The organism is Planomonospora sp. ID91781, assembly GCF_015711595.1.
Lineage (GTDB): Bacteria > Actinomycetota > Actinomycetes > Streptosporangiales > Streptosporangiaceae > Planomonospora > Planomonospora parontospora.
Genome location: NZ_JABTEY010000002.1, coordinates 327,091 through 353,809, shown reverse-complemented (window position 1 = coordinate 353,809; position 26,719 = coordinate 327,091). Strand labels below are relative to the sequence as shown.

The 26,719-nt window shown below is 72.9% G+C and carries 25 protein-coding genes; 21 read left to right on the top strand and 4 right to left on the bottom strand.

The annotated features are described in order from the left end of the window. Positions 1-4 precede the first annotated feature (4 nt). The 6 genes from HS048_RS20800 (at position 5) to narI (ending at position 10,202) form a co-directional block, all read left to right on the top strand. Positions 5-2,695: a multicopper oxidase domain-containing protein gene (locus HS048_RS20800; protein WP_196468330.1), complete on the top strand. Its 2,691-nt coding sequence runs from the start codon at positions 5-7 to the stop codon at positions 2,693-2,695. Then, the gene (locus HS048_RS20795; protein ID WP_196468329.1) at positions 2,692-3,129 is read left to right on the top strand and encodes a hypothetical protein; all 438 of its coding nucleotides are present in this window, start codon (positions 2,692-2,694) and stop codon (positions 3,127-3,129) included. Before HS048_RS20800 ends, HS048_RS20795 begins: the two co-directional genes overlap by 4 nt. 323 nt (positions 3,130-3,452) lie before the next feature. Next, positions 3,453-7,187, top strand: coding sequence for a nitrate reductase subunit alpha (locus tag HS048_RS20790; RefSeq protein WP_196468328.1), 3,735 nt, complete (start codon positions 3,453-3,455; stop codon positions 7,185-7,187). Then, a complete protein-coding gene (gene narH, locus HS048_RS20785) occupies positions 7,187-8,851 on the top strand; it encodes a nitrate reductase subunit beta (RefSeq protein WP_196468327.1) in 1,665 nt (554 codons plus the stop codon). The genes HS048_RS20790 and narH overlap by 1 nt, the downstream gene beginning before the upstream one ends. 5 nt (positions 8,852-8,856) lie before the next feature. Next, positions 8,857-9,474 (top strand): nitrate reductase molybdenum cofactor assembly chaperone, encoded by a 618-nt coding sequence (gene narJ / locus HS048_RS20780; protein WP_068903882.1) that lies wholly within the window; start codon positions 8,857-8,859, stop codon positions 9,472-9,474. Further along, a complete protein-coding gene (narI, locus tag HS048_RS20775) occupies positions 9,471-10,202 on the top strand; it encodes a respiratory nitrate reductase subunit gamma (protein WP_196468326.1) in 732 nt (243 codons plus the stop codon). Before narJ ends, narI begins: the two co-directional genes overlap by 4 nt. Positions 10,203-10,294: 92 nt before the next feature. Here the strand turns inward: narI and HS048_RS20770 are convergent, their stop codons facing one another. Further along, positions 10,295-10,921, bottom strand: coding sequence for a TetR/AcrR family transcriptional regulator (locus tag HS048_RS20770; protein ID WP_196468325.1), 627 nt, complete (start codon positions 10,919-10,921; stop codon positions 10,295-10,297). An 83-nt stretch (positions 10,922-11,004) separates the two neighbouring features. On the opposite strand from HS048_RS20770, the gene HS048_RS20765 reads away from it, so the two are divergent. From HS048_RS20765 to HS048_RS20755, 3 genes are all read left to right on the top strand, one after another. Beyond that, positions 11,005-12,177, top strand: coding sequence for a DUF418 domain-containing protein (locus tag HS048_RS20765; protein ID WP_196468324.1), 1,173 nt, complete (start codon positions 11,005-11,007; stop codon positions 12,175-12,177). Positions 12,178-12,241: 64 nt separating this feature from the next. Beyond that, entirely contained in the window at positions 12,242-12,763 is a 522-nt protein-coding gene (locus HS048_RS20760; protein ID WP_196468323.1) for a hypothetical protein, read from the top strand. A gap of 201 nt (positions 12,764-12,964) precedes the next feature. Then, positions 12,965-13,261 (top strand): hypothetical protein, encoded by a 297-nt coding sequence (locus HS048_RS20755; RefSeq protein ID WP_068903875.1) that lies wholly within the window; start codon positions 12,965-12,967, stop codon positions 13,259-13,261. 224 nt (positions 13,262-13,485) lie between these two features. Here the strand turns inward: HS048_RS20755 and HS048_RS20750 are convergent, their stop codons facing one another. After that, positions 13,486-14,730: an MFS transporter gene (locus tag HS048_RS20750; protein ID WP_196468322.1), complete on the bottom strand. Its 1,245-nt coding sequence runs from the start codon at positions 14,728-14,730 to the stop codon at positions 13,486-13,488. A gap of 298 nt (positions 14,731-15,028) precedes the next feature. Between HS048_RS20750 and nhaA the strand changes: the two genes are divergently transcribed. The 5 genes from nhaA to HS048_RS20725 all read left to right on the top strand — a co-directional run bounded on the left by nhaA (position 15,029) and on the right by HS048_RS20725 (position 19,177). After that, positions 15,029-16,351 (top strand): Na+/H+ antiporter NhaA, encoded by a 1,323-nt coding sequence (gene nhaA, locus HS048_RS20745; protein WP_196468321.1) that lies wholly within the window; start codon positions 15,029-15,031, stop codon positions 16,349-16,351. Positions 16,352-16,638: 287 nt separating this feature from the next. Then, entirely contained in the window at positions 16,639-17,043 is a 405-nt protein-coding gene (locus tag HS048_RS20740; RefSeq protein ID WP_196468320.1) for a hypothetical protein, read from the top strand. Then, the gene (locus HS048_RS20735; RefSeq protein WP_307832571.1) at positions 17,040-17,492 is read left to right on the top strand and encodes a MerR family transcriptional regulator; all 453 of its coding nucleotides are present in this window, start codon (positions 17,040-17,042) and stop codon (positions 17,490-17,492) included. The genes HS048_RS20740 and HS048_RS20735 overlap by 4 nt, the downstream gene beginning before the upstream one ends. Then, positions 17,489-17,815, top strand: coding sequence for a hypothetical protein (locus HS048_RS20730; protein WP_196468319.1), 327 nt, complete (start codon positions 17,489-17,491; stop codon positions 17,813-17,815). The genes HS048_RS20735 and HS048_RS20730 overlap by 4 nt, the downstream gene beginning before the upstream one ends. A gap of 165 nt (positions 17,816-17,980) precedes the next feature. Then, positions 17,981-19,177 (top strand): hypothetical protein, encoded by a 1,197-nt coding sequence (locus tag HS048_RS20725; protein WP_196468318.1) that lies wholly within the window; start codon positions 17,981-17,983, stop codon positions 19,175-19,177. A gap of 212 nt (positions 19,178-19,389) precedes the next feature. Here the strand turns inward: HS048_RS20725 and HS048_RS20720 are convergent, their stop codons facing one another. Then, the gene (locus HS048_RS20720; protein WP_196468317.1) at positions 19,390-19,764 is read right to left on the bottom strand and encodes a hypothetical protein; all 375 of its coding nucleotides are present in this window, start codon (positions 19,762-19,764) and stop codon (positions 19,390-19,392) included. Here HS048_RS20720 and HS048_RS20715 point away from each other — a divergent pair. Further along, complete coding sequence (locus HS048_RS20715) at positions 19,742-20,518, top strand: S9 family peptidase (RefSeq protein ID WP_230881813.1); 777 nt, start codon at positions 19,742-19,744, stop codon at positions 20,516-20,518. The genes HS048_RS20720 and HS048_RS20715 overlap by 23 nt on opposite strands. Positions 20,519-20,651: 133 nt before the next feature. Here the strand turns inward: HS048_RS20715 and HS048_RS20710 are convergent, their stop codons facing one another. After that, positions 20,652-21,617, bottom strand: a complete 966-nt coding sequence (locus tag HS048_RS20710; RefSeq protein ID WP_196468316.1) for a YafY family protein — start codon at positions 21,615-21,617, stop codon at positions 20,652-20,654. Positions 21,618-21,735: 118 nt separating this feature from the next. Here HS048_RS20710 and HS048_RS20705 point away from each other — a divergent pair, with 118 nt between their 5' ends. From HS048_RS20705 to HS048_RS20680, 6 genes are all read left to right on the top strand, one after another. Next, complete coding sequence (locus tag HS048_RS20705) at positions 21,736-22,554, top strand: SDR family oxidoreductase (RefSeq protein WP_068903859.1); 819 nt, start codon at positions 21,736-21,738, stop codon at positions 22,552-22,554. Positions 22,555-22,805: 251 nt separating this feature from the next. Further along, positions 22,806-23,891 (top strand): endonuclease/exonuclease/phosphatase family protein, encoded by a 1,086-nt coding sequence (locus HS048_RS20700; RefSeq protein WP_196468315.1) that lies wholly within the window; start codon positions 22,806-22,808, stop codon positions 23,889-23,891. A gap of 197 nt (positions 23,892-24,088) precedes the next feature. After that, the gene (locus HS048_RS20695; protein ID WP_196468314.1) at positions 24,089-25,135 is read left to right on the top strand and encodes a hypothetical protein; all 1,047 of its coding nucleotides are present in this window, start codon (positions 24,089-24,091) and stop codon (positions 25,133-25,135) included. Positions 25,136-25,195: 60 nt separating this feature from the next. Beyond that, the gene (locus HS048_RS20690; protein ID WP_196468313.1) at positions 25,196-25,465 is read left to right on the top strand and encodes a hypothetical protein; all 270 of its coding nucleotides are present in this window, start codon (positions 25,196-25,198) and stop codon (positions 25,463-25,465) included. Between the two features lie 263 nt (positions 25,466-25,728). Continuing rightward, complete coding sequence (locus HS048_RS20685; RefSeq protein WP_196468312.1) at positions 25,729-26,115, top strand: aldo/keto reductase; 387 nt, start codon at positions 25,729-25,731, stop codon at positions 26,113-26,115. Continuing rightward, positions 26,115-26,714, top strand: coding sequence for a TetR family transcriptional regulator (locus HS048_RS20680; RefSeq protein ID WP_196468311.1), 600 nt, complete (start codon positions 26,115-26,117; stop codon positions 26,712-26,714). The genes HS048_RS20685 and HS048_RS20680 overlap by 1 nt, the downstream gene beginning before the upstream one ends. Positions 26,715-26,719 lie beyond the last annotated feature (5 nt).

Sequence of the window (26,719 nt, the reverse complement as noted above, 5' to 3'; positions counted from 1 at the left end):
TGAGGTGGCATCGGTCGAGGTGCGTATCGAGAAGGGCCCGCCGGTGGAGCCGCCTGCGGGGCCGTCCGGGGGGCCGGTGCGCCGCCGCGCGCCCTGGCATCTGCGGGCCAATGCGCTGGTGGTGGGGTGGCTGGCGCTGACGGTGGCGGTGGCCGGTGACGGGCTGCCGGCGCCGCGCTGGCTGCTGATCCATGTGTTCCTGCTGGGTGCGGTGAGCAGCGCGATCCTGATCTGGAGCGAGCACTTCGCGGTGGCGCTGCTGCGCGCCCGGACGCCGGACCCGCGGTGGAGTCTGACCCGGCTGGGGTTGCTGAACGGTGCGGCGGTGGCCGTGCTGTACGGCGTGGCGGCCGGTCCGGCGGTGGTGGCGGTGGCCGGGGCGGGGGTGGTCGTGGCGGTCGTGGTGTGGCATGCCGCGGCGCTGGTGCGGCTGGCGCGGCGGGCGCTGCCCGGCCGGTTCGGTCATGTCATCGCCTGGTACGTGTGCGCGGCCGGGGCGCTGGCGGCAGGCGGCACGCTGGGCGCTCTGCTGGCCGCGCACACCGGGCACGGCGCGGTGCACGAGCGGTTGCACGCCGCGCACGCCCAGGTGAACCTGCTGGGCTGGGTGGGTCTGACGGTGCTGGGCACGTTGTTCACGCTGTGGCCGACGGTGCTGCGCACGCGCATGCCGGAGCGGACCCGGCGGGCGTCGGTGGTGGGGTTGCGGCTGGCGGTGCCCGGCCTGGCGCTGCTGACGGGGGGGCTGGCGGCGGATCTGCGGCCGGTGGCGGCGGCGGGGCTGGTGGTGTACGCGGCCGGGGCGCTGGCGGCGCTGGTGCCGCTGGCCGAGGCGGTGCGGGCGCGCCGGCCGCACACCGGGGCGGCCTGGATGCTGGGTGCCGGTGTCGTGTGGTTCGAGGTGGCGCTGGTCGCGGACGTGGTGGTGGTGGCCACCCGCCCGGCGGGCGGGGTCGCGGCCGGGCTGGAGCCGTTGCTGCCGCTGGTGGTGGCCGGGTTCGCAGGTCAGGTGCTGCTGGGGTCGCTGCTGCACCTGCTGCCGGCGGTGCTGGGCGGCGGCCCGGTCCGGTTCAAGGAGAACGCGGCGCTGCTGGAGCGGGGCTGGGCGGCGCGGCTGGCGGCGTTCAACGCCGGGGTGGTGCTGCTGGCGCTGCCGGTGCCGCGGCCGCTGGCGGTGCTGGGCTGGGCTCTGGTGCTGGCGGCGGTGGCGGTGTTCGTCGTGCTGGCCGGGGTGGCGCTGGCGCGGGCCGCCTCGGCCGAGCGGGCGAGCGGCGGGCAGGAAGACGGCGGGCCGGCCGGTGGGCGGGGCGGGGCGGGCCGGCCGGTCCTCTCCCCCGCGCTGGCCGGGGTGGTCGCCGGGTGCGTGCTGACGGCCGCCGCGGTGGTCGTGGCCGTCACCGGCGATCCGGGCTCCGGCCCTGCGGTGACCGCGACCGGCGCCAAGACGGTCGAGGTGACGCTGTCGGGGATGCGGGTGCGGCCGGCGGTGATCGAGGCTGCGCCCGGTACCGTGCTGACGTTGCGCGTCACCAACACCGACGCCCAGCGGCACGATCTGCGGCTGGCGAGCGGGGAGCGCACCCCGATGCTGGCGGCCGGGCAGAGCGCCGTGCTGACGCTGGCGCCGCTCGGCGGGCAGGTCGAGGGCTGGTGCACCGTGGCCGGGCACCGTGCCGCGGGCATGACGATGCGGATCGTGCCGGTGGGCGCGCTCGCCGGGCCCGGCGCGGGGACGGCGGGCGACGCGGGTGCGGGGGCGGGGCACGGCGCGCACGGCGCGGCGGACGGAACGCGGGCCGATGCGGGTGCCGCGGGTACGGGCCTGGACCTGGGGGCGGCGATGTCGCCCGGGTGGAGGCCGTACGACGCGGCGCTGAAGCCCGCACCCGGCGGCGCCGAGCACGAGGTGGAGATCCGGGTGGACGACCGGGCGGTGCTGGAGGTCGCTCCCGGGGTGCGGCAGCGGATGTGGACGTTCAACGGGACCGTGCCCGGGCCGGTGCTGCGCGGGAAGGTCGGGGACGTGTTCACGGTGACGTTCGTCAACGGCGGCACCATGGGGCACGGCATCGACTTCCACGCCGGGGCGAACGCCCCCGATGAGGTGATGCGCACGATCCAGCCGGGTGAGCGGCTGACCTACCGGTTCCGGGCGGATTTCGCCGGGGCGTGGCTGTACCACTGCTCGACCATGCCGATGACCCAGCACATCGCTGCGGGCATGTACGGGGCGGTGGTCATCGATCCGCCGGATCTGGCGCGGGTGGACCGTGAGTACCTGCTGGTCCAGGGTGAGCTGTACCTGGGTGAGCCGGGGGGTGACGCCCAGGTCGTCAAGTCGCGTGAGGGGCGGCCCGACGGGTGGATGTTCAACGGCACCGCGGCCGGCTACGACCACGCTCCGCTGGAGGCGAAGGCCGGTGAGCGGGTGCGGATCTGGGCGGTGGCGGCGGGGCCGAGCTCGGGTACGGCGCTGCACGTGGTGGGGGCGCCGTTCGACACCGTCTACAAGGAGGGCGCCTACCTGCTGCGGGCCGGTGGTGCGGGTGGTGCGCAGGTGCTCGACCTGGCGCCGGCTCAGGGGGGGTTCGCCGAGCTGGTCTTCCCCGAGGCGGGTGCCTATCCGGTGGTCGACCACACGATGCGCCAGGCCGAGGGCGGCGCGCACGGCCTGTTCGAGGTGGGTGCGCGGTGACCTGGTGGACGGTGGTGCGGTTCGCGCACGTGCTGTCGGCGGCGTTGTGGGTGGGCGGGCAGCTGACGGTGTCGCTGGTGGTGCTGCCGCTGGCCCGGCGGCTGCTGGACGGTGAGCGGCGCGCCGGGGTGATGCGCGCGGTGGGCCGTCGCTTCGGGTTGTTCACCGGCGCGGTGTTCCTGCCGGTGCAGCTCGGCACGGGGGTGGCGCTGGCCTGGCGCAAGGGCGTCACGTGGGCGTCGCTGGCCGAGCCCGGCTACGGGCGGATCCTGGCCGCCAAGCTGGTGCTGTTCTGCGCGGTCATGGCCGCGGCGGGTCTGCACGGGTGGGCCACCGGTGGCGGGCGACCCGCTCTGGCGCGGGCCATGGCGGTGACGGCGCTGGTGGGGTCGGTCGGCGTGGTGCTGCTGGCCGCGGCGCTGCCGGCGACCTGATCCCGGCGAGCCGGTCCGCCGCGTGGGCGGCGAGTGCCGTCCGGTGCCGCCCCGGATCACCCCGAAGGGCGTTTGTGTAGATCTTTGGGCCTTTGGGCCTGACCTGCGGGACTAAAGACCCTGAGGTCGGGATATGCCCTGTCGAGAGGATGGGGCGGTGTCCCGGGCCTGCCCGGGACGGCGGGGACCCGGCACGGATGCCGCGGCCGGGGCCGGCCGCTTCACTTCTCGGAGCGCACAGCCGTGAAATGATCAAAAGAGATGGTCATGAAAGCGGGCATTCCGGGGATGTGCGGTCTGTGACGAGAGAAAGAGGATCACATATGGCGGGCTTGGACGGGCCGGTCGACGACGCGCTGCTGCGGCTGGGCCGGCATCTGCGCGCCGGGACGGTCTCCGACGACCTGCGGACACTGCACCAGATCGGCGGCCGGGCGGCGGACGCGTTCTACCGCGACCGGTGGAGCCACGACAAGGTGGTGCGCTCCACGCACGGGGTGAACTGCACCGGGTCGTGCTCGTGGAAGGTGTACGTCAAGGACGGCATCATCACCTGGGAGTCGCAGCAGACCGACTATCCCAGCGTCGGAGGCGACCGGCCGGAGTACGAACCGCGCGGCTGCCCGCGCGGCGCGGCGTTCTCCTGGTACACCTACTCCCCCACCCGGGTGCGCTTCCCGTACGCCCGCGGCGTGCTGGTGGAGATGTACCGGGAGGCCAAGGCCCGGCTGGGCGACCCGGTGGCGGCCTGGGCGGAGGTGACCTCCGATCCGGACAAGCGGCGCCGCTACCAGGCGGCGCGCGGCAAGGGCGGCCTGGTGCGCGTCACCTGGGACGAGGCGACCGAGATCATCGCGGCCGCGCACGTGCACACGATCAAGGCCTACGGTCCCGACCGGGTCGCCGGGTTCTCCCCCATCCCCGCGATGTCGATGGTCTCGCACGCCTCCGGCGCCCGGTTCGTGTCGCTGATCGGCGGCACGATGCTGTCGTTCTACGACTGGTACGCCGACCTGCCGGTGGCCTCGCCGCAGGTGTTCGGCGACCAGACCGACGTGCCGGAGTCGGCCGACTGGTGGGATGCGGCCTACCTGATGCTGTGGGGCTCCAACGTGCCGGTGACGCGCACCCCGGACGCGCACTACATGACCGAGGCGCGTTACCGGGGGCAGAAGGTCGTGGTGGTCACCCCCGACTACAGCGACGCGACGAAGTTCGCCGACGAGTGGCTGGCGCCGCATCCGGGCACCGACGGGGCGCTGGCCATGGCGATGGGGCACGTGATCCTCAAGGAGTTCTTCGTCGACCGGCAGGTGCCGTACTTCACCGACTACGTCAAGCGCCACAGCGACCTGCCGTTCCTGGTGACGCTGGCCGAGCGCGAGGGCGGCGGGTACGTGCCGGGCAAGTTCCTGACCGCCGCCGACCTCGGGGAGACCGGCGAGGAGGCGGCGTTCAAGACGGTGCTGCTGGACGCGGCGACCGGTGAGCCGGTCGTGCCCAACGGCTCGCTCGGCTTCCGCTACTCCGAGCAGGGCCAGGGCCGCTGGAACCTCGACCTGCAGGGCGTCGACCCGCTGCTGAGCCTGCACGGCGGGCGCAACGCGACGGTGCTGCTGCCCCGCTTCGACCGGGCCGGCGACGGCGCGGGCGGAACCGGCGGGGTGCTGCGGCGCGGGGTGCCGGTGCGCGAGGTGGCCGGTCGGCTGGTGACGACGGTCTTCGACCTGATGCTCGCCCAGTACGGCGTGGCCCGGCCGGGCGGCTCCAGCCGTGCCGGCGGCGCCGAGCCGGGCACCGACGGTGAGCGGCACTGGCCGGCCTCCTACGACGACGCGTCGGCACCGTACACGCCGGCCTGGCAGGAGGCGATCACCGGGGTGCCCGCGGCGAAGGCGGTGAAGATCGCCCGGGAGTTCGCGCGCAACGCCGAGGAGTCCCGCGGCCGATCGATGATCATCATGGGGGCGGGGACGAACCACTGGTTCCACTCCGACACGATCTACCGCTCCTTCCTGGCGCTGACCACGCTGACCGGCTGCCAGGGCGTCAACGGCGGCGGCTGGGCGCACTACGTCGGCCAGGAGAAGTGCCGGCCGATCACCGGCTGGGCGCACATGGCGTTCGGCACCGACTGGTCGCGCCCGCCCCGGCAGATGATCGGCACCGCCTACTGGTACCTGCACACCGACCAGTGGCGCTACGACACCTACAGCGCCGACACGGTCTCCTCGCCTCTGAGCGGCGGCGCGTTCACCGGCAAGGCGACGGCGGACCTGCTGTCGGCCTCGGCGCGGATGGGCTGGATGCCGTCGTATCCGACGTTCGACCGCAACCCGCTGGAGCTGGCCGAGGAGGCGGCCGCCTCCGGGCAGGAGGCCGGGCCGTACATCGCCGGCAAGGTCGCCGCCGGTGAGGTGGGCTTCGCCTGCGAGGACCCCGACTCCCCCGCGAACTGGCCGCGGGTGCTGACGGTGTGGCGGGCCAACCTGCTGGGCTCGTCGGCCAAGGGCAACGAGTACTTCCTGCGGCACCTGCTGGGCGCCGACTCCTCGCTGCGCGCCGCCGAGGCCGAGCCGGAGCACCGTCCCGGTGACGTGCGCTGGCACCCCGAGGCGCCGCAGGGCAAGCTGGACCTGCTGCTGTCGCTGGACTTCCGGATGACGTCGACGACGCTGTTCTCCGACATCGTGCTGCCGGCCGCCACCTGGTACGAGAAACACGACCTGTCCTCGACCGACATGCACCCGTTCGTGCACGCCTTCAGCCCGGCGATCGACCCGCCGTGGCAGACCCGGACCGACTTTGCGGCGTTCGCCTCCATCGCCGAGGCGTTCAGCGCGCTGGCCGCCACCCATCTGGGGGTGCGCAAGGACGTGGTGGCGGTGCCGCTGCTGCACGACACGCCCGACGAGTTCGCCACCCCGGGCGGGGTGGTGCGCGACTGGCGGGCCGAGGGGCGCACGCCCGTGCCGGGCCGGGACTTCCCGAAGATCACCGTGGTGGAGCGGGACTACGGTGCGATCGCGCAGAAGATGGCCGCGCTCGGGCCGCTGATGGAGAAGCTCGGCGCCACCACCAAGGGCCTGACCTACGACGTGTCGGGGGAGATCGAGCGGCTGGGCCGGATGAACGGCACCGTGCGCGGCGGAGTGGCCGACGGGCGGCCGTCACTGGCCCGCGACACCCACATGTGCGAGACGATCCTGGCGCTGTCGGGCACCACCAACGGCCACCTGGCCGCGCAGGGCTTCAAGACGCTGGGCCGGCGCACCGGCACGAGCTTCGACGGGCTCGCCGACGAACACAAGAAGATCACGTTCGCCGACACCCAGGCCCGGCCGGTGCCGGTGACGACCTCGCCGGAGTGGTCGGGCAGCGAGACGGGCGGGCGCCGCTACTCGGCGTTCACCATCAACGTCGAGCACCGCAAGCCCTGGCACACGCTCACCGGCCGCCAGCACTTCTTCCTGGACCACGACTGGATCCACGAGGTGGGCGAGGCGCTGCCGGTCTACCGGCCGCCGCTGAACATGACGGTGCTGTTCGGCGAGCCGGGCATCGGCTCGGCCGGGCAGGAGGGCGCCGACGGGATCGCCGACGGGATCACGGTGCGCTACCTGACGCCGCACTCCAAGTGGTCGATCCACTCCGAATACCAGGACAACCTGCTGATGCTGACGCTGTCGCGGGGCGGGCCGACGATCTGGATGAGCCCGGCCGACGCGACGCGGGCGAAGATCCGCGACAACGACTGGGTGGAGGCGGTCAACCGCAACGGCGTCGTGGTGGCGCGGGCGATCGTCTCGCACCGCATGCCGGCCGGGACGGTGTACATGTACCACGCCCAGGAGCGGGTGGTGGACGTGCCCAAGAGCGAGACCTCGGGCAAGCGCGGCGGCATCCACAACTCCCTGACCCGTCTGATGATCAAACCTACGCACCTGATCGGCGGCTACGCCCAGCTGTCGTTCGCGTTCAACTACCTCGGGCCGACCGGTAACCAGCGTGACGAGGTCACCGTGATCCGCCGCCGCAACCAGGAGGTCGACTACTGATGCGCGTCATGGCGCAGCTGTCCATGGTGATGAACCTGGACAAGTGCATCGGCTGCCACACCTGTTCGGTCACCTGCAAGCAGGCGTGGACCAACCGGGCCGGCACCGAGTACGTGTGGTTCAACAACGTCGAGACCCGCCCCGGGCAGGGCTACCCCCGCACCTACCAGGACCAGGACAAGTGGAAGGGCGGCTGGGAGCTCAACTCCCGCGGCCGGCTCAAGCTGAAGGCCGGCGGGCGGCTGAAGAAGCTGTTCTCCATCTTCGCCAACCCGCTGATGCCGTCGATCCAGGACTACTACGAGCCCTGGACCTACGACTACGACCGGCTGTTCTCCGCGCCGATGCAGGCCGACACGCCGGTGGCGCGGCCGCGCTCGCTCATCACCGGTGAGCCCACGAAGATCAGCTGGAGCGCGAACTGGGACGACAACCTGGCCGGCGGCCCGGAGCTGGCGCCGGCCGACCCGGTGCTGCGCAAGGTCTCCGACCAGGTCAAGCTCGACTTCGAGAACGCGTTCATGTTCTACCTGCCGCGCATCTGCGAGCACTGCCTCAACCCCTCGTGCGCCTCCTCGTGCCCGTCGGGGGCGATCTACAAGCGCTCCGAGGACGGCATCGTCCTGGTCGACCAGGACCGCTGCCGCGGCTGGCGGATGTGCGTGACGGGGTGCCCGTACAAGAAGGTGTACTTCAACCACCGCACCGGCAAGGCCGAGAAGTGCACGTTCTGCTTCCCGCGGGTGGAGGTGGGCCTGCCCACCGTGTGCTCGGAGACGTGCGTGGGCCGGCTGCGCTACATCGGGATCATCCTGTACGACGCCGACCGGGTGACCGAGGCGGCCTCCGTCGCCGACGACAAGGAGCTGCTGGAGGCGCAGAAGAGCGTGATGCTCGACCCGCACGACCCGGCGGTGATCGACGCGGCCCGCGCCGCGGGCATCCCGGAGGACTGGCTGGAGGCGGCGCGCCGCTCCCCCATCCACAAGCTGATCTTCGAGTTCGGGGTGGCGCTGCCCCTGCACCCGGAGTACCGGACGATGCCGATGGTCTGGTACATCCCGCCGCTGTCGCCGGTGGTCGACGTCTTGTCCGGCACCGGCCACGACGGGGAGGACGCCGGCAACCTGTTCGGGGCGATCGACGCGCTGCGCATCCCGATCGGCTACCTGGCGGAGCTGTTCACCGCCGGCGATCCGGAACCGGTGCGCGCGGTGCTGCGCCGCCTGGCCGCGATGCGCTCCTACATGCGCCGCCTCAACCTCGGTCAGGAGCCTGATGAGTCGATCGCCGAGGCGGTCGGCATGACCGGCCGGGGCGTCCAGGACATGCACCGGCTGCTGGCCATCGCCGCCTACGACGAGCGCTACGTCATCCCCAAGGCCCACGCCGAGCAGGGCGCGCAGCTGGAGGAGCTCGCGCTGGGCAGCGGCTGCAGCCTCGACTACGAGGGCGGGCCCGGCATGGGCGGCCCGTTCGGCGAGGCCTCCGGCATGCCCGCGCCGATCGCGGTGGAGAACTTCCACGCGCTCAAGGAGCGCCAGCGCGGCGACGACCTGGACGACGCCGACGAGCTGCGCGGCCGGGTCAACCTCCTCAACTGGGACGGCAAGGGCACCCCGGACGGGCTGTTCCCCAAGAACGGCAGGAAGGAGGAGTCGTGACGGCAATGGAGGAGGGCGCGCTGCGCACCGCCCACCTGGTGGCCTCGGTGCTGCTCGGCTACCCCGACGAACGGCTGTACGGCGAGCGCGAGGTGCTCGACCAGGCGGTCGCGGGCCTGCCGGAAGGGGAGGTCCGCGACCGGCTGGCCGCCTTCCTGGAGCACGCGCGGACCGCCGGGCAGGTCGAGCTGGCCGCCCACTACGTGGCGACGTTCGACCTGAAGAGGCGCTGCTGCCCGTACCTGACGTACTACGCCTACGGCGACACCCGCAAGCGCGGGGCGGCGCTGCTGCGCTTCAAGCACGCCTTCCGCAGCGCGGGTTTCGAGCTCGCCGACGGCGAGCTGCCCGACCACCTGGCGGTGGTGTGCGAGCTGCTCGCGCGCGGCGCCGTGCGGGAGGCCAGGCGGCTGCTGACCGAGAACCGGGCGGGCGTGGAGCTGCTGCGCAAGGCGCTGGAGGCCGAGCACTCGCCGTACGCCGGCGTGGTGGCCGCGGTGCTGGCCACGCTCGGCCCGGCGAGCCTGCGCGACCAGGAGGCCGCGCTGCGACTGGCCTCCCAGGGCCCGCCGGCCGAGGAGGTCGGATTGGAACCGTACGCCGTGATGGAGGCGAGCAGGTGAACGCACTGGACGTGGTGCTGTGGGTGGTGGCGCCGTACGTGGCGCTGACGGTGTTCGTGCTGGGGCACGTGTGGCGCTACCGCTACGACAAGTTCGGCTGGACCACCCGCTCGTCGCAGATGTACGAGTCCAGGCTGCTGCGCATCGGCAGCCCGCTGTTCCACTTCGGCATCCTGGTGGTGCTGCTCGGCCACATCGGCGGGCTGGTGATCCCCAAGAGCTGGACCGAGGCGGCGGGCGTCAGCGAGCACGCCTACCACGTGGTCGCGGTCGTGCTGGGCACGATCGCGGGGGTGGCCACCCTGGGCGGCCTGGCGATCCTGATCTACCGGCGCCGCACCGTCGGCCCGGTGTTCACCGCCACCACCCGCAACGACAAGCTGATGTACGCGGTGCTGGCCGTCGCCATCGTGCTGGGCCTGGCCGCCACGGTGATGGCGAACGTCGTCGGCGGCGGCTACGACTACCGCACGACCATCTCGCCGTGGTTCCGGTCGATCTTCTACTTCCAGCCGGATCCGGCGCTGATGGCCGGCGCGCCGCTGCTGTTCCGGCTGCACGCGCTCAGCGCGCTGGTGCTGTTCGCGATCTGGCCGTTCACCCGGCTGGTGCACATGCTGACCGCGCCGGTGGGGTACCTGACCCGGCCGTACGTGGTCTACCGCAGCCGTGACGAGCAGCCGACCGGCTCCCGCGCTCCCCGGCGCGGCTGGGAGCCGTCGCGCTGACGCACCCGCCGGCCCCCGTGGGGGCCGGCGGCGCAGGCTCCGACCGGTACGGCGCCGAGGAGCGCCGTACCGGTCGGCCGTGCTTTCCGGGCTCATGCGCGCTGCTCGCGGTCCTCTCGCGGTCCGCACGGGCCGAGCCCGAGGGCGGGCAGGATCGCCTGGTCGACGATGGCGGAAAGGTCCTCTTCGCTGGGCGGCGTCCCGGTGTCGATCAGGCGCTTGGTGACGAGGGCCTCGCCGATGTCGGCCACGACCGGGGTGAGCAGCTCGGCCGGGAAGCGGCCCCGGTCGGCGTAGTGCTGCAGCACGGTGCGGGTGAACGTGCCGCCCCGGTTGGCGAAGACCCGCTCGAACAGTGCCTCGGACATCAGCGCGGCGCTCTTCGGATCGGTGAGGATGGCGGCGACCGCGCGACCGGCGGGGCTGAGGGCCCAGTCGGCCATGAGGCGCAGCGCACGGATGAGGTCGCCCCGCAGGTCGTCGGCGCCGGGGGTGGGTTCTTCGACCGGGTGCTGGTGGTAGAGGGCGTCCAGGAGCACGTCGAGCGGATCCGACCAGCGGCGGTACAGGGTGGTGCGGGGTGTCGCCGCGCGCCGGGCGATGGCGTCCATGGTCAGCCGCCCCGCGCCCGCTTCCACCACTTCTTGCAGTACGGCGTCGTGGATGGCCTTGATCAGCTCTTCGCCGCGCCGGCGAGTCCGGGCGGGGTGTTCGCCCATCACCACCCCCTTGCTCAGCTACACGGCTGTATCCTACCTTGGCTCTGAGCTACAGTCGTGTATCTAATTTTGAAGGGACGGTCATGTCCGTCGCCCCCCTCGCCCCCGTTCACGGAGCCACTCCCCTCACCCGGCGCGCACTGGCGCCCGATCTCGCGCGCGGGCTGATGCTGCTGCTCATCGCACTGGCGCACGCGCACATGTACCTGTCGGGCCATGAGACGGGCTTCCGCGGCTACGCCCTCGACGGCGGCGCCCTGGACCGGCTGGTCGCCGGGGTGCAGATCCTGCTGGTGGACGGGCGCGCGCTGCCCATGTTCGCCGCCCTGTTCGGCTACGGCCTGGTACAGCTCGCCGACCGGCAGCTCGCCGCGGGCCGGGGCTGGCCGCAGGTGCGCGGGGTGCTGCGCCGCCGGAGCCTGTGGCTGCTGGCGTTCGGGTTCTGCCATGCGCTGCTGCTGTTCTTCGGTGACATCCTCGGCGCGTACGGGCTGATCGGGCTGGTCTTCGTCGGGTTCGTCCGCCGCGAGGACCGGGCCGTACTGCGGGCCGCCGCCGCCGGGCTCGTGCTGCACGTCGTGGTGCTGTCCGGCTTCGGGCTGCTCACCGTCTCCGCACCGAAGGGCGACACGCCCGCCGCCATGGCGGACCCGATCGAGGCGACCGTGATGCGGCTCATCGGGTGGGCCGGCATGACGCCCACGTACTTCGCCGCCGGCGCGGTGCCGGCCTTCCTGCTCGGGATCTGGGCGGCCCGCCGCCGCCTGCTGGAGGACCCGCTGCCGCACCGGGACCCGCTCACCCGGGTCGCCCTCGCGGGCGCAGGGCTGGCCGTCGCGGGCGGGCTGCCGCTGATGCTGATCGACACCCGCCTCTGGACGCCCTCGGACCCGGTGGCCGTGTCCGCGTACGCCCTGCACAGCACGACGGGCATCGCCGGCGGGCTCGCGTACGCGGCGGTCATCGCACTGGCCGTCGGCCGGATGCGGCGCGGACGTCCCGGGCCGGTCGTCAGGGCCCTGGCCGCGTGCGGCCAGTGGTCGCTGACCTGCTACCTCCTCCAGTCAGTGATCTTCGTGGCGGTGTTCGCGCCGTACGCGGGAGGGCTCGGCACCCGGGCCGGCGACGCCGCGGCGTCCGGTATCGCCGTGGCCGCCTGGCTGGCCACCGTGGTGCTCGCCGCACTACTGGCACCCGGCGGGCGGAGGGGGCCGGCCGAGGCGGCGCTGCGGCGGCTGACGTACGGGCGCCGCTGACGCCGCTCCACGTCCCCGAAGCGGTTGTGACCTGGATCACGGTTGAGGTTGACCTTGGGTCAGGGTGGAAGCTCGGCGCAGCGGCACGGCCGGGACGGTCCGTGAGATCACCGAAGCCGTCGACGCCGGCCCGGCCGCCACGGGCGGCGGGGCCGTGGCGCTGCTGGAGCGGCTGGCCGGCCTCGGCTTCCCCGCCGACGAGGTGGCGGCCTCCAGGGAGGGCTGGGTCCTGGCCAGGGCACTGGTCCCCGAGGGCTTCGACGACTACCTCACCCATGTCGGGCACGCCCTCGACGACGCCCGGTTCGTCGCCTTGACCAAGCGCGCGACCGAGGCCGCGGCCTGGGAACCGGACGACCCGCGCGTCGCCGAGCTCGCCACCGCCATGGCCGACCGCTTCCTCGCCGACCCCGCACACCTGAAGATCGTAACCGGTCTGCAAGCCCGCACCGAGGTCGCGACCCGGTACAAGCCGATCGCCCTCCACGGCGAAGAGCAGGGATCGGCCGCGGCACGGGGAGTCGCGCTCGTCGAGACCAGGCTCCGCGCCGCCGGCATCCATATCCCCAGGTCAGGCACGCACTGACCGTGCCGCGTCTCGGTCCTTCAGCCCGGCGGCCGGTGTCGGTGCCGCGGTGGCGATTGCGTGGACGGCACGGGCACCCGCCGCGGCGAGGCCGGGCGTGGCGACCGGGGCGGTTTTGACCGGTGTCAACAATGGGAAGAAAGCGACAGGAAGGACAAATGGGATTAACGGTGCAAACCGTAAAAGAGAGAGGAACCCATCATGTCCCATCATCTTCGGCTCGCCACGGCCACCGCGTTCACCGGTCTCGGGCTGCTGCTGGCCCCGGCCACGGCCTCGGCCCAGCCCGACCCCAACTTCCCGGAGCTGCCGGGCCTCGGCGGCTGGACGACCTCCTGCGAGTGCTTCACCGGCCCGGGGACACCGCTGAATCCGGCGCTGGTCACCCCCCAGGCCCCCACCGCACCCCAGGCTCCCACGGCTCCCGCTGCGCCCTCGATGCCTACAGGCCAGGATGAGTCGGACGAGGACGACACCGCCGAAGGCTCCGCCGACTAGCATCCCGGGCGGCGGCCGGGGCGCCGGCGCAGTCACCGCCACCCGGCCGCCGCCCCTGACCTCACCGGCCCGTCCCGCCGGACGATCTCCTTGCCCAGGGCGTCCTCCCGCGCGACCGTCACCGGGCGGCGGCCCGCGCCGTTGACCGGACCGGCCTCGAAGCGGCCGCATCACCCCGACCGGCCGGGTGGACCCCGCCTCCCACCGTCGTCTTTCCCCGCTCCTCAGGATCCCGAGCCGGACACGCCCTGCGCCGCGCGCCGCAGGGCCGCCGAGCGGACCACGGTCACCGTCAGCGCCAGCGTCACCGCCGAGACCACGGCCAGCAGCACCAGCCCCAGCGCATAAGAGCCGAACCGGCCGTACAGCAAGCCCATCACCAGCGGCGGGACGAATCCGCCCAGCCCGCCGGCGGCACCGACCAGACCGGTGACCGACCCCACCTTGTCCGCCGGGGCGACCTGGGCGACCAGCGCGAAGGTGGCGCCGCTGCCCGCACCCAGAGCCGCCGCCATGATCAGGAACGCCGCGGTGCCCACCGGCACCAGCGGCGGGGTGAAGGCCACGACGGCCGCCGCCGCGCAGGTCACCGCGAAGACCCCGGCCAGGACGGGCAGCGGACCGATCCGGTCCGACAACCAGCCCCCCGCCGGGCGCATCAGGACCGCCAGCAGCACGAACCCGGCCATCCGCCGGGCGGCGTCGGCCTGCTCCAGACCGTAGGCGGTCTGCAGATAGGCCGGCAGGTACACCGAGAAGGCGACGTAGCCGCCGAACGCCACCGCGTACAGCGCGCAGGCCTGCCAGGTGATCGGCAGGCGCGCGGCGGCGGCCAGGCGCGCCGCGAGCGGCTGGGACGGCACGGTCCGCCCCGGCGCGTCGCGCAGGAACGCCCAGGAGACGGCCGCGTAGAGCGCCAGCACCGCCGCGGTGAGCAGGAACGGGGTGGCAGAACCGCCCGTCTTCACCAGGGTGACGGTGGTCAGCGCGCTGATCGCGGTGCCGCCCATGCCCGCCCCGAAGACGCCCAGGGCCAGGCCCCGCCGGTGCGGCGGGAACCAGGCGCCGACGAAGGGCACGCCCACCGCGAACACCGTCCCGCCGACGCCCAGGAAGAAGCCGCCGGCCAGCAGCGCCGGCAGCGAGCCCTGCCCGGCCACACCGATGAACAGGACCGGGACGATGGTGACGGCCGACACCAGGGGGAACATCACCCGGCCGCCGAACCGGTCGGTCAGGGCACCGACGGGGATGCGGCCCAGCGAGCCGACCACCACCGGGACCGCGACCAGCAGTGCCTGCTGGGCGGCCGACAGGCCCAGCAGGTCCTTGAACCGGGGCCCCAGCGGGCTCAGCAGCGCCCAGGCCCAGAAGTTCACCGCGAACCCCAGGGTCGCCAGGGCGAGCATCGCCGCCGCCCGTCCTCCGGAGACGGCCGGGTCCTGCCCGCCGGTCTTCGCCGTGGTCATCACATCGCTCCTCGTCGTCACATGGGTCGCCGTACCGGCGGCTTCCATGACATCGGCCCGCCCGCGGCCGCCGGTACCGGCGAAAGTCCTTTCCCGCCGGGACCTCGGGCCCCGGCACGGGCGAGACGGGGAGGCGGGCGGGCGCGGGTGCGGCGCCGACGGGTGCCACGGCCGGTCGCAGGCGGTGGCCGAGCACCCGCCCGGCGGGCACCCGCCGGGTGCTCGGTAGAGTGGCATCTGGTGCGCCGGGAAGTCTGGTCGGCAACGTCCGACCCGTACCCGAAACCCGGAGCACTCCATGACGCACCCCGTCCCGCCGCGCCGATCCGTCCTGCTGGGCCGGGGCTCCTGGGGCGAGGCCCGCCGCATCGCCGACATCCTGCGCAAGGAGACCGTCGGCGGGGCACTGCTGCTGGCCGCCGCGATGGCGGCGATGATCTGGGCCAACTCCCCGTGGGCCGGCGCCTACGAGGCGCTGCGCGACCTGCGCATCGGGCCCGAGGCACTGCACCTGAACCTGTCCCTGGCCGGCTGGGCCGGTGACGGCCTGCTGGCCGTCTTCTTCTTCGTGGCCGGGCTGGAGCTCAAACGCGAGTTCGTCGCCGGTGACCTGCGCGACGTACGGCGGGCCGCGGTCCCGATCGCGGCCGCGCTCGGCGGAGTGATCGTGCCGGCGCTGCTGTACCTGCTCATCACCCGCGGCGTGGAGGGCGCGGGCAAGGGATGGGCGATCCCCACCGCCACCGACATCGCCTTCGCCCTGGCGGTGCTCGCGGTCATCGGCCGGTTCCTGCCGACCGCGCTGCGCACCTTCCTGCTCACCCTGGCGGTGGTCGACGACCTGGTGGCCATCGTCATCATCGCGCTGTTCTACACCGACCACCTGGCTCCGGTCCCGCTGGCCGCGGCGCTGGTCCTGCTGGCGGTCTTCACCGTACTGGTGCAGCGCCGGGTGCGCTCGGCGTGGCTGCTGCTGCCGCTGGCCGCGGCCGTCTGGGCGCTGGTGCACGCCTCGGGCGTGCACGCCACCGTCGCCGGGGTGCTGCTGGGCTTCGCCGTACCCGTCCTGCGCAGCCACGATGCGGGCGGCCCGGAGGCGGGGCCCGGCCTGGCCGAGCACTTCGAGCACCGCTTCCGCCCGATCTCCGCCGGGGTGGCCGTGCCGGTGTTCGCGTTCTTCTCGGCCGGGGTGGCCCTGGGCGGGCTGGACGGCCTGACGGGTGCTTTCGGTGACCCGGTCGTCCTGGGGGTGGTGGCGGGCCTGGTGGCGGGCAAGCCGATCGGCATCATGGCCGCGACCTGGCTGACGGCCCGCTTCACCCGGGCCGACCTGGACGAGGACCTCGCCTGGGTGGACATGGCGGGGTTGTCGGTGCTGGCGGGCATCGGTTTCACCGTCTCCCTGCTGATCGGTGAGCTGGCCTTCGGCGTCGAGGGCGCGGAGCACGTCAAGGTGGCGGTGCTGACCGGTTCGCTGACCGCGGCGCTGATCGCGACGGTGATCCTGCGGCTGCGCAACCGCGCCTACCGGCGCATCCACGAGATCGAGACCGCCGACCTCGACCAGGACGGCATCCCGGACGTCTACGAGACCGATGAGGCCGGCACGGCCGGCGCCTGAGCGGGCAGCGCCCTGCGCGCCCGGCTCCCGTCCGTCCCTCTCCTGCTCGCCGCCTGCGAATCCGCACCGAGGTGTCAGCGCCGTATCGAGACCGCCGACCTCGACCACGACGGCATCCGCCCGGGCATTCCGCTGTGACCGCAGGCCCGGCGCCCACCGCCGGCCGCGGCGATCACGTCACCGGCCCTCGTCACCGGCCACCGCACCGCCGGTGACCCCCGCCCGCGCGAAGAAAAGCCGCCGCAGGACTTGCATCCGGTACCCGGGTACAGGCTTACCGTCGGAGCATGACCCAGGACATCACCTTTGACCGGCAGTGGGTGCCCCCGGCGTGCAGCCTGCCCACCACCGAGCGGCCGCTTCGGGTGGCCGAGTTCGACGCCCTGTTCGCCGAGGCGGTCCAGGCGGTGCAGCGCCCCGAGCCGGCCCGGCTGCACCTGCAGCTCGCCTCCAGCCCGCAGACCGCCGCCCGGGCCGCCGAGCTGGCCGCGCGGGAGAACGGCTGCTGCTCGTTCTTCGCCTTCACCCTCACCATCGCCGACGGCGGCCTGACGCTGGCGGTGGCCGTTCCGCCGGAGCAGACCGGCGTGCTGGACGCGCTGCAGACCCGCGCCGCCGGGCCCGTCTCCGGCGCGCGCGACGTGCCCGATCAGCCCTCGGCCGGCCCGCCCGCGCCCGGGCCGGGGCGGTGAGCCGACCGGTGGAGACCTTCTTCGACGGGCTGCACCTGCGCACCGGCCAGGTCGCCGAGCGGGCCGGGGTCAACATCCAGACCCTGCGCTACTACGAGCGCCGCGGCCTGATCGCCGAACCCGGGCGCAGCCCCGGCGGGCACCGCATCTACCCGCCCGAGACCGTCGCCCTGCTCGGCGTGATCAAAGCCGCACAGAGGCTCGGCTTCACCCTGGGCGAGGTCGCCGACCTGATCGACACCGGCCGGCGCGGCCACCCCAGCCCGGACCTGCAGGAGCGCGCCAGGGCCAAACTCGCCGAAGTCGACGCCCGCATCAACGATCTGAGGACCATCCGCACGGCCCTGGAGCAGGTGGTGGCCGCCCGTTGCGACAGCCTCACCGACTGCACCTGCGCCGACTGCCCCCTGCCGTTCGCCGGCCTGGCCCACGATGAGGAGTCCCGATGACCCTGCACGACCACCCTGCCCCTGCTTCCGGCGCCGGGCCGGCCGTCCACGCGCAGACCCCGCTCGGCGCCGGGCCGCCGGCGCGCAGCAAGGCCGCGGCCGCCCTGGCGGTGCTGGCGTGCGCGGCCTGCTGCACGCTGCCGCTGCTGACCGCCGGCGGGCTGCTGACCGGTGCCGGGGCCGCGCTGGTGGAAAAAGCCCTGCTGGCCGTCTCCGGCCTGCTGATCGCCGCGGCCGCGCTCATGTGGTGGCTGCACGGGCGCCGCACCGCCCGTCAGGCCGCTGCCTCCGGGGCCGGCTGCGGCAGCGGGTGCGGCTGCTGACCCGGCCCCTTTCCGGCGTACGCGATACGCCTCTCCCTCGGATCCCCCCGCACCCAACTTGCGGGAATCTTCATTCCCGGTAGTTGGTGAACAGCTCTCGTCACGCAACAGACGAGATTTATTTATTTTTGTTTTCTAGAAAACAGAAAATGCTAGGCTCGGTACATGTCACAGGAGACGACCGCGCCCCGGCCGTGCAAGCACTGCGGGACGCCTGTGCAGCAGCGCCCCGGCCGAGGACGCCCCCGCCTCTACTGCCTCCACGGCGACTGCCAGGCCGCCGCCAAGCGGGAGCGCGAGCTGCGCCGCGCCACCCCGGGCCTGGAGGGCGCACTGGCCAGAGCGGAGGAGTTCTACGAGCGCATGGAGAAAGGGATGACCGCCGCGATCGCCCCCCTGGCCCAGGTCCTGGCCGAGGAACTGAGCCCCGCAGGGGTGGAGGCCCGGGTGAGCGCGATCCAAGCCGAGGCGCACACCAGGGTCGCCATCGCACGCACCGAGCGGGAACAGGCTTTCGAGCAGGTACGGCTGGCCCGGGAGGCGGCCGAGCACGCCCGCCGCGAGCGCGACACCATGGCCGAGCGCACGGCCGAGGCACTGGCCGAACGCGACACCGCGCTGCGGGACGCCGAGACGGCCCGCGAGCAGGCACTGGCCGCGCTCCGGGAGGCCGCGGCCACCGAACGCCTGGCCAGGAACGCCGAAGCCCAGGCGCGCCGTCGCGCCGAGCAGGCGGAGGCGGCCCGCGACGCGGCGGTACGGGAGATGGCCGAGCGGGTGGAAGCCTCCGGAGCCGAACGCGACCAGGCCCTGGCACAGGCCGCACAGGACCGCCGGCGCACGGCCGAGGCGCTGGCCGAGCGCGACGAGGCGCGGACCGAAGCAGAACAGGCACACCAGGCCAGAATCGAGGCAGAGCGATCCGCCGCCGCCGCGGCGGTGCACGCCGAGGCCTCGGCGGCCGAACGGGACCGGGCGCTGGCCCGCGCCGAAGAGCAGTCCCGGGCACGGGCACGGGCCGAGACCCGAAGAGCCGAGGCGCTGGCGCTGCAGGTCCAGGCGCAGGAACGCGCCGCCGCCGCCGAGACCGCCGCGGCACAACGGGCGGCCGAGGCCGAACGGCGGGCCGCCGACCAGGTCGCCGAAGCCGAGGCACAGGCCGGACGACTACGACAGCAGGCCGAGTCGATGCGGGCCGAACGCGACGACGCCCGCACCGCACTGCTACTGGAGCAGGCCAGGGCCGCCGACCTGAGGGAACAACTGCAGGCGGCACGCTCCGAGGCGGCCGGCCTGCGGGAAAGGGCCGTCGCAGCGGAGCTGCGCGGCGGTGGCCCGGCCGGACCGCCGCCCATCCCCTGACGGCCCGCCCGCCGGCCAGGCTCCTCATGAGGTGGTCGATGTGCCGGTGTCCGTGGTGTGGCGCTCGGGCAGCCAGTCCCGGACGGGATCGTGTTCCAGCCACCGGTTGCGCTCGGCCTCCGTCACGAACGCGCTGGTCAAGGTGTCCAGCAGTGGGTGGCCGCCGTTGCCGCGCCAGAGCAGTGACCAGGCGTACAGCGGTGTGGGGTCGATCAGCGGGACCGAGCGGATCGCCGGGTGCGGCGGGAGGGGCAGGTCCGCGGGCAGCAGGCTGGAGCGGCGCGCGTCGGCTGCCAGATCGTCCAGGAAGTGCTCCAGTCCCAGGTTCGGGCCTTCGGCGTGCTGGTGGATGCCGAAGGCCAGGGCGAAGCGGTGCAGGAAGTCCAGCCGGTGGAGTGCGCCGGGGTCCGCAGTACGCCGTCGCGCAACTGCGCCGGACGGATCGCGGGGGCGTTCGCCAGCGGATGGTCGGCGTGGAGGATGGCGTCCACGGGTTCCAGGCGTACCAGGCGATGGGTCAGCCCGGTGGGCAGCGGCGCGTGGACGCGGCCGAAGGCGGCGTCGATGTCGCCGTGCAGCTTCGCCACCCTGGGACCGAACCGCCGGAGCGCGCTCGCGGCGGCCGAGGCCGACACCGCCATGGGACGGGCGCTGGAACTGCTGGAGCCGCAGGCTCGCCGGATCGAAGGGCCGGGCTTCACCGGCTGGTTGCGCGGCCCCGCCGACGCCGCCGCGACGGTCGTGGTGGTGCCCGGGCTGGACTCCGGCAAGGAGGAGTTCCACGACCTCGGCACCGCCCTGCTGCGCCGGGGACTGGCCGTGTTCGCCATGGACGGGCCGGGACAGGGCGCGCTCGCCGCCACCAGCGTCGTCCGCGCCGACTACCACCGCGTGATCGGCCAGGTCATCGACACACTCGGCGTGCGGAAGACGGGACTCGCCGGGCTCAGCCTGGGCGGCTACTACGTCGTGGAAAACGCCGCCCGGGAGAGCCGCGTCGCGGCCGCCGTCACCGTCAGCGGCCCTTTCCGGTTGCACTGGGACGTCCTGCCGCCTCCCGTGCGGGATCTCATCAATCGGCGGGCCGGTGGCGAAGAAGCGGCCCGCCGTTTCGCCGGTCAGGTGGACCTGTCCGCCCTCGCCCCGCGGATCACCTGCCCGCTGCTGGTCATCGACGGCGGCCAGGACGTCATCCCCGGTGTGACCAACGGCGAGCCGCTGGCCCGCCTGGCACCGCACGGGCGTTACCTGTCTCTGCCGCACGGCGACCACCTGCTCGGCAACGCCCGCCCCGACTGGCTGGCCACGGCCGCCGACTGGATCTCTGGAGCACTCGCATGACCCGATTCACCGACAAGACCGCCCTGATAACCGCCGGCCCTCGTAGACATGGGGCGGTATCCCCCGCGGAACGACCGAAGAACAACTGAGTGGCGGCTCGCCGGAGCCATAGGAGTCCGGGCCGTTACGCGGGTCACGGCGGCTCTTGGGTGCCGGCGGTGAGGCGTCGTCCCCAGGCGCGCATGTGGGCGACGGCTTCCGGTGGGCCGTGCACCATGACGGGAGCGTTGAGCGCCCCGATGCAGAAGGCGGCCCAGTCCAGGGAGTCGGCGGCGATCTCCACCCGGCACGAGGTGTCGTCGACGGGTTCCACCGTCCCGTAGTGCGCGATCTCCTCCCGCACCCGTTCGGCGGGAGCCCCGACCGTGGCCCGGACGGGATACCTGGCGGGCCTCGCCCTGATCCGGGCGCGCACGTACTCGACCGGATCTTCGGCGGGCAGGGGGCGGGGGGCGAACGTCGCGCCGGTGCGGCTCGCACCACCGATGCGGTCCGCACGGAAGGTGCGCCAGTCGGCCCGGTCGAGATCCCAGGCGATGAGATACAGACCGTTCCCGACGCGGACGATGTGGTGCGGCTGGACCGTCCTGGCCGCGGCCTGACCGGTACGGGTGCGGTAAGCGAACTCGACCGTCTCAGTGTCGCGGCAGGCCAGAGCGAGGGTCGTCAACGAGGCGACATCGGTGATGCCCACGCGTGCCTCAGGGGGCCGCGCCGGGAGGGCGACGGCGCGGAGGCTGTCGATGCGGCGCCGGATCCGCACGGGAAGCACCTGGACGATCTTGGCCATGGCGCTCAGCGCGGCGTCGGCCGACCCCGGGAAGGGGCCGGCGGTGATCTCCTGCAGCCCCAGGACGATGGCGGCGGCCTCGTCCTCGCTGAGCACCAGGGGCGGGAGCGAGGCCCCGGGACTGAGCTGATAGCCGCCGCCGGTGCCCCGTGCGGCGGTGATCGGATACCCGAGCTCCTGGAGGCTGCCGATGTCACGGCGGAGCGTGCGCCGGCTGACGCCGAGGCGGCGCGCGAGCTCGTGGCCGGGCCAGTGACGCCGATTCTGCAGCAGGCCGAGGAGCTCGAGGACGCGGGTACCGGTCGACATGAGCCCACACTAAGCCGCACTTGTGGACATATAGCGGCCACAAGCCCGGTGATGATGAGAACCGCCACCGAAGCGGGAACGGAGCGTACGCCGCACCCCTATGAAAGGACCCACGAACATGCGCATCCTCGTCACCGGAGCGACCGGCCAGGTCGGGCGGCACCTCGTCGCGCAACTCCACGAAGCCGGACACGACGTCCGCGCACTCTCCCGCACCCCCGCCGAAGCCGGCCTACCGACCGGTGTCGAGGTGGTGGCCGGCGACCTCACCGACCCCACCACGCTCAAAGCAGCCTTCGATGGGATCGACGCGATCCACCTGATCACCTTCGGCGGCGACCACGACCTGACCAACGGTCCCGAGATCATCGACCTCGCCGCACGCCACGGCATCACCCGGGCCACGGTCCTCGGCGGCTGGTCGCCCACCAGCATCGAAAGCGCACTGGAATCCAGTGCGATCCGCTGGACCCTGCTGCAGCCGGCGGAGTTCATGTGCAACGCCCTCGAATGGGCCGATGAGATCCGCTCCCACGGCACCGTCTCCATGCTCGCCACCTTCCCCAGCGCGGTGGTGCACGAAGCCGACATCGCCGCCGTGGCCGCCACCGCGCTCACCCACGAAGGACACGAGGGCCGGAGCTACCCGATCACCGGGCCCGAAGCCCTCACCCCGGCGCAACGCGCCCGGACCATCGCCGAGGCCACCGGGCAGGACATCGCCTTCGTGCACCTGAGCAAGGACGCGGAACGCGCCCGGCTGCGCGGCTACGGATACGACGAGGAGTACGTGGAATTCGGAATCCAACTGGCCACGAACCCGCCCGAGGCCAGCGGTGTGGTGCTGCCCACCGTCGAAGACATCACCGGCACGCCCGCGCGCACCTTCGCCCAGTGGGCACGGGAGCACGCCGAACGGTTCCGCACCGCGCCCTGACCCGCACGGGCCGAACCCGAAGCGCCGCACAGCGGAGACCCGGGAATCGAGCAACACGCGAACCAGAAGTCACGCCGGCAGAACAGGCGCAAGCGGCTCGGCATGACACTCCGTCGTCGACGAACGGTGACATGCGGCGGACGACGCGCGCACATCCGGCACCCATCATGGTCGGTCAGGAACGAGCCGCGCACCGTCCCGCCCCGGCACCGACGGATGCGGCGGCGCGCGGCGGCGAGCGAGGACAAGGGATGACGGAGACGGAGACGGAGACGGACACGGCGGAGACCGGGCAGGACGACGGCCCCCGGGACATCGGGTCCGGTGCCCGGCGCGCGGGCATCCGCCGGGCCATCCGCATCGGCTCCTGGCCGGAGCCCGGCAAACGCGGCCCGGCGCTCACCGCGTCGGCACTGCTCCTGGGCCTGGCCATGCTGCTGCACGCGAAGATCCCGAACCGGATCGGGAACCTCGGCAGCCTGGTGGAGACCTTCCTGCCGTGGTCCGGCCTGGGAGTCCCGATACTGCTGGCCGGTGCGCTGCGCCGCCGCAGCGCACCGGCCGTGGCCGCACTGCTGCTGCCGGTCCTGGCGTGGCTGAACCTCTTCGGCGGGCTGCTCGGCGACAAGTCCCACCCGGGCGGCGACCTCACCGTGGCCAGCCACAACGTCGGCGCCGGCAACCCCGATCCGGCCGGCACCGCCCGCGCCCTGCGCACCTCCGGAGCGGACCTGCTGGCACTGGAGGAGCTGACCCGGCACGCCACGGGAACCTACGAGAAGGAACTGGCGACCACCTACCCCTACCGCGCAGTGCAGGGCACGGTCGGGCTGTGGAGCAAACTGCCGCTGTCCGATGTCCGGCCGATCGACATCATGAACCACGGGACGCTGGCGGACACCGTACCTGCCGACGAGAAGGCCGCATCCAACCGGGCACTGCGCGCCACAGTGGCCACGGGCCACGGACCGCTGACGGTGTACGTGGCCCACCTGGGGTCCGTACGGGTGAATCCCAGAGCGGGCTTCTGGACGGCCTCGCGGAACATAGGCGTGCAGGCGCTCGGCAAGGCCCTCGCCGCCGAGCAGAACAAACGGGTGGTGCTGCTCGGCGACCTGAACGGCACCATGGACGACCGTGCCCTCGCCGGCCTCACCTCGCAGCTGCGCTCGGCTCACGACACGGCCGGAGACGGCTTCGGCTTCAGCTGGCCCGCACCTTTCCCGGTGGTGCGGTTCGACCACATCCTGGTCCGCGGCGTGGAGCCGGACCGCTCGTGGGTACTGCCGGCCACCGGCAGCGACCACCTGCCGGTCGCGGCCGCAATCAGCTGGTGAGCAGATCCCCTTCCGCACCCGAGCCCGGGGCCCCGTGGTCCCCGGCCGCGTCGAGCCCGGCCGGTTCGCTTGGCACCGAAACAGTCGACCGTCTCGCTCACTCCTCCAGGGGTGTCACCGGGGTCGAGGAAAGGACGGCACGCGCCCAAAGTGACAAGGGGCGCGTCCGCGCCCACCACGACGCGGGAAGGATCATCATGAGACCCAGAGTTCCAGGAAGGGCGGCGCTCTTCGCAGTGCTGCTGTCCGGCGTCCTGCACACCCCCGCCGCAGCGGCCGCTCCGGCGGCCGCCACCGCGTGCACATGGCAGGCGAGCACACTGCCCCTGCCCTCCGGCACCACATCCGGCCGGGTCTCGGCCACGGACCACCAGGGCGGATACTCCGGTACGGCATGGGGCGCCGACGGCAGACGCCGGGTGCTGTCGTGGAAGGACGGGACGACCACCGACTACGGAACCGGAGGCCCCAACGACCAGGTGGTGGCCCAGAACTCCGCCGGGACCATCATCGGCTACAGTCCCATCGCCTACGCTCCGCCCGCCGGCCACGCCTGGAGCACCCGCAACGGCAAGAAGGCACCCCTGCCCAAGCCGGCGACCGTGTACGTCTCCTCCGCCTACGCCATCAAGGACAACGGCGACATCACCGGCTGGATGTGGGGCACCTTCGACGGCGTCTGGCAGACCCGCCACGTACGCTGGCCCGCCGACCGGCCCACCGAGTTCGAGATGATGCCCGACCTCCCCAAGGACGCCGTCGTCGCGGACGTCGACGACGACGGCACGATGCTGCTCAACTTCAACGGCAACCAGGGGACCTACGCGGTAGGACTGTGGCGCGACGGTACGACGACCCACCTGGCCGAGATCCCGGGAGCGACACGCACCACCGTGCGCGCCATCTCCAACGGAAGGGTGATCGGTGAGACCGCCCGTCCGGACGCCACAGGCAAGACCGCGACCGACGGCGTGCTGTGGGACCAGGACGGAAGCGTCCACATCCTGCCCGGCACCGCCTCCGTCTCCGGCATCAACCGGGACGGCCTGATCGGCGCCGCCCTCGACCCGGACAAGAACAACGACTACCTCACCGGCATCTGGCGGCTCCAGACGTTCGACTCCGTCCTCGGAAACGCCGACAGCAGCGTGACCGTCGTCGGGAACGACGGCACGATCGGCGGCTACCGGTTCAACCCGGCCACCGCCAGGTCCCAGCCGACGATCTGGCGCTGCGGCCGGTGAACCGGTGAATCCGAGCGGACGCGCGAAGCCCTGAGCGTGCCCGCCGGGGAGACCGGCGAGGTGACGGCGACCGACGGAGCCGGCGGCTTCTACACCCGCCCGATCGCCGTCGACGAAGACGGTTCGACGCTGGTCGAAACGACGCAGTACGACGTCGCGATCTGGCGGGACGGCGTCGTCACACCGCTGGAGACACCACCGGAAGTGCAGTACCCGCAGGGCGTCGACCTGTCCAACGAGCGGGCCGTCGGCGGCCGCCGCGGCCGCCGCGGACCGCTGCACCCCGTCCCGGCCGGTACGGGACCTGAGCAGCAATCGAACGGCCAGTGACGCCAAGCCCGGCCCGCCGGGCCCCTTGGTTGAGGGCTGCTGTGGCATAGGACCGTCTCCACGCTTTCAGGGGATTGACATCTGCACGAATGCGCGAAGCGGTCTGCATGCCGGAGATTGCAGTATCAAGTTACAAAACTTGATACTTGTTACCCCTTCGCCTGGTGTCTACCGTATGAAGCAGAGAACACTCGGCACCGACGTCCGTGTGAGCGGTCGGGCTCGGCTGCGCAGGCATGTCCGGCGCGTACGGACACAGCGGAATGCTGGCCGGGACGTGGCGGCCGTCCGCCGACGACGCGCGGTACCGCGGGCACCTGCCCCGATTCGCCGCCGGCAACGTCAACGCCAACCTCGCACTCGTCGAGCGGCTGCGGGAGATCGCCACCGCCCGAGGTGCCACGGTCGCACAGCTCGCGATCGCGTGGGTGCTCGCGCAGGGGCGCACGCACCGGGACATCGTCGCGCCGGTCGAGGCCAGCCGACCGTGCCGGATCACCGAGACGGTAGAGGCCGCCCGCCTGCAGTTGACCGACGACGACCTGGACGCGATCGAGCGGGCCGTCCCGCGAGGGGCGGTCGCCGGGGAACGCTACGCCCCCGACCTGCTCGCCCTCCTGGACAGCGAGCGGACAGGAGGCAAGCACTGATGCCTGCCCGAATCCCGCTGGACGCGGACACCATCCTGGCGGCCACCGAGGAGATACCGCGCCGCCACGGACCGGACAAGGCAACCGTCGTCGACGTCGCCCGGGCACTCGAGGTCAGCCACGCCGCCGTCTACAAGCACTTCCCCTCCAAGCAGGCGCTACGCGAGGCCGTGACCCGCCGCTGGCTCGACCACAACCGCGACACTCTCGCCGTCATCGCGACCGACCGCGAGATCCCGCCAGCGCGACGACTACGTGCCTGGCTGCACGCCGTCCTGGCCGTGAAGCAAGCCAAGATCCGCCAGGACCCGGAGCTGTTCGCCGCCTACGGAATCCTCGCGGCCGCGCACAGCACCGTCGCCACCGACCACGTCGCCGACCTCCTGGACCAGCTGGCAGCCATCATCGCCGACGGCGCCGCCGACGGCAGCTTCCGCACCGGCGACGCGGAGGCCACCGCCCGCGTGGTCTTCCACGCCACCGCCAAGTTCAATCACCTCGCCCATGCCGCCGAATGGCAGAACCCCGGCATCGGCGCCGAGCTCGACGAGGTGTGCAGCCTGCTGCTCGAGGGCCTCCAGTTCCCCACGCCGCCATAGCCGGA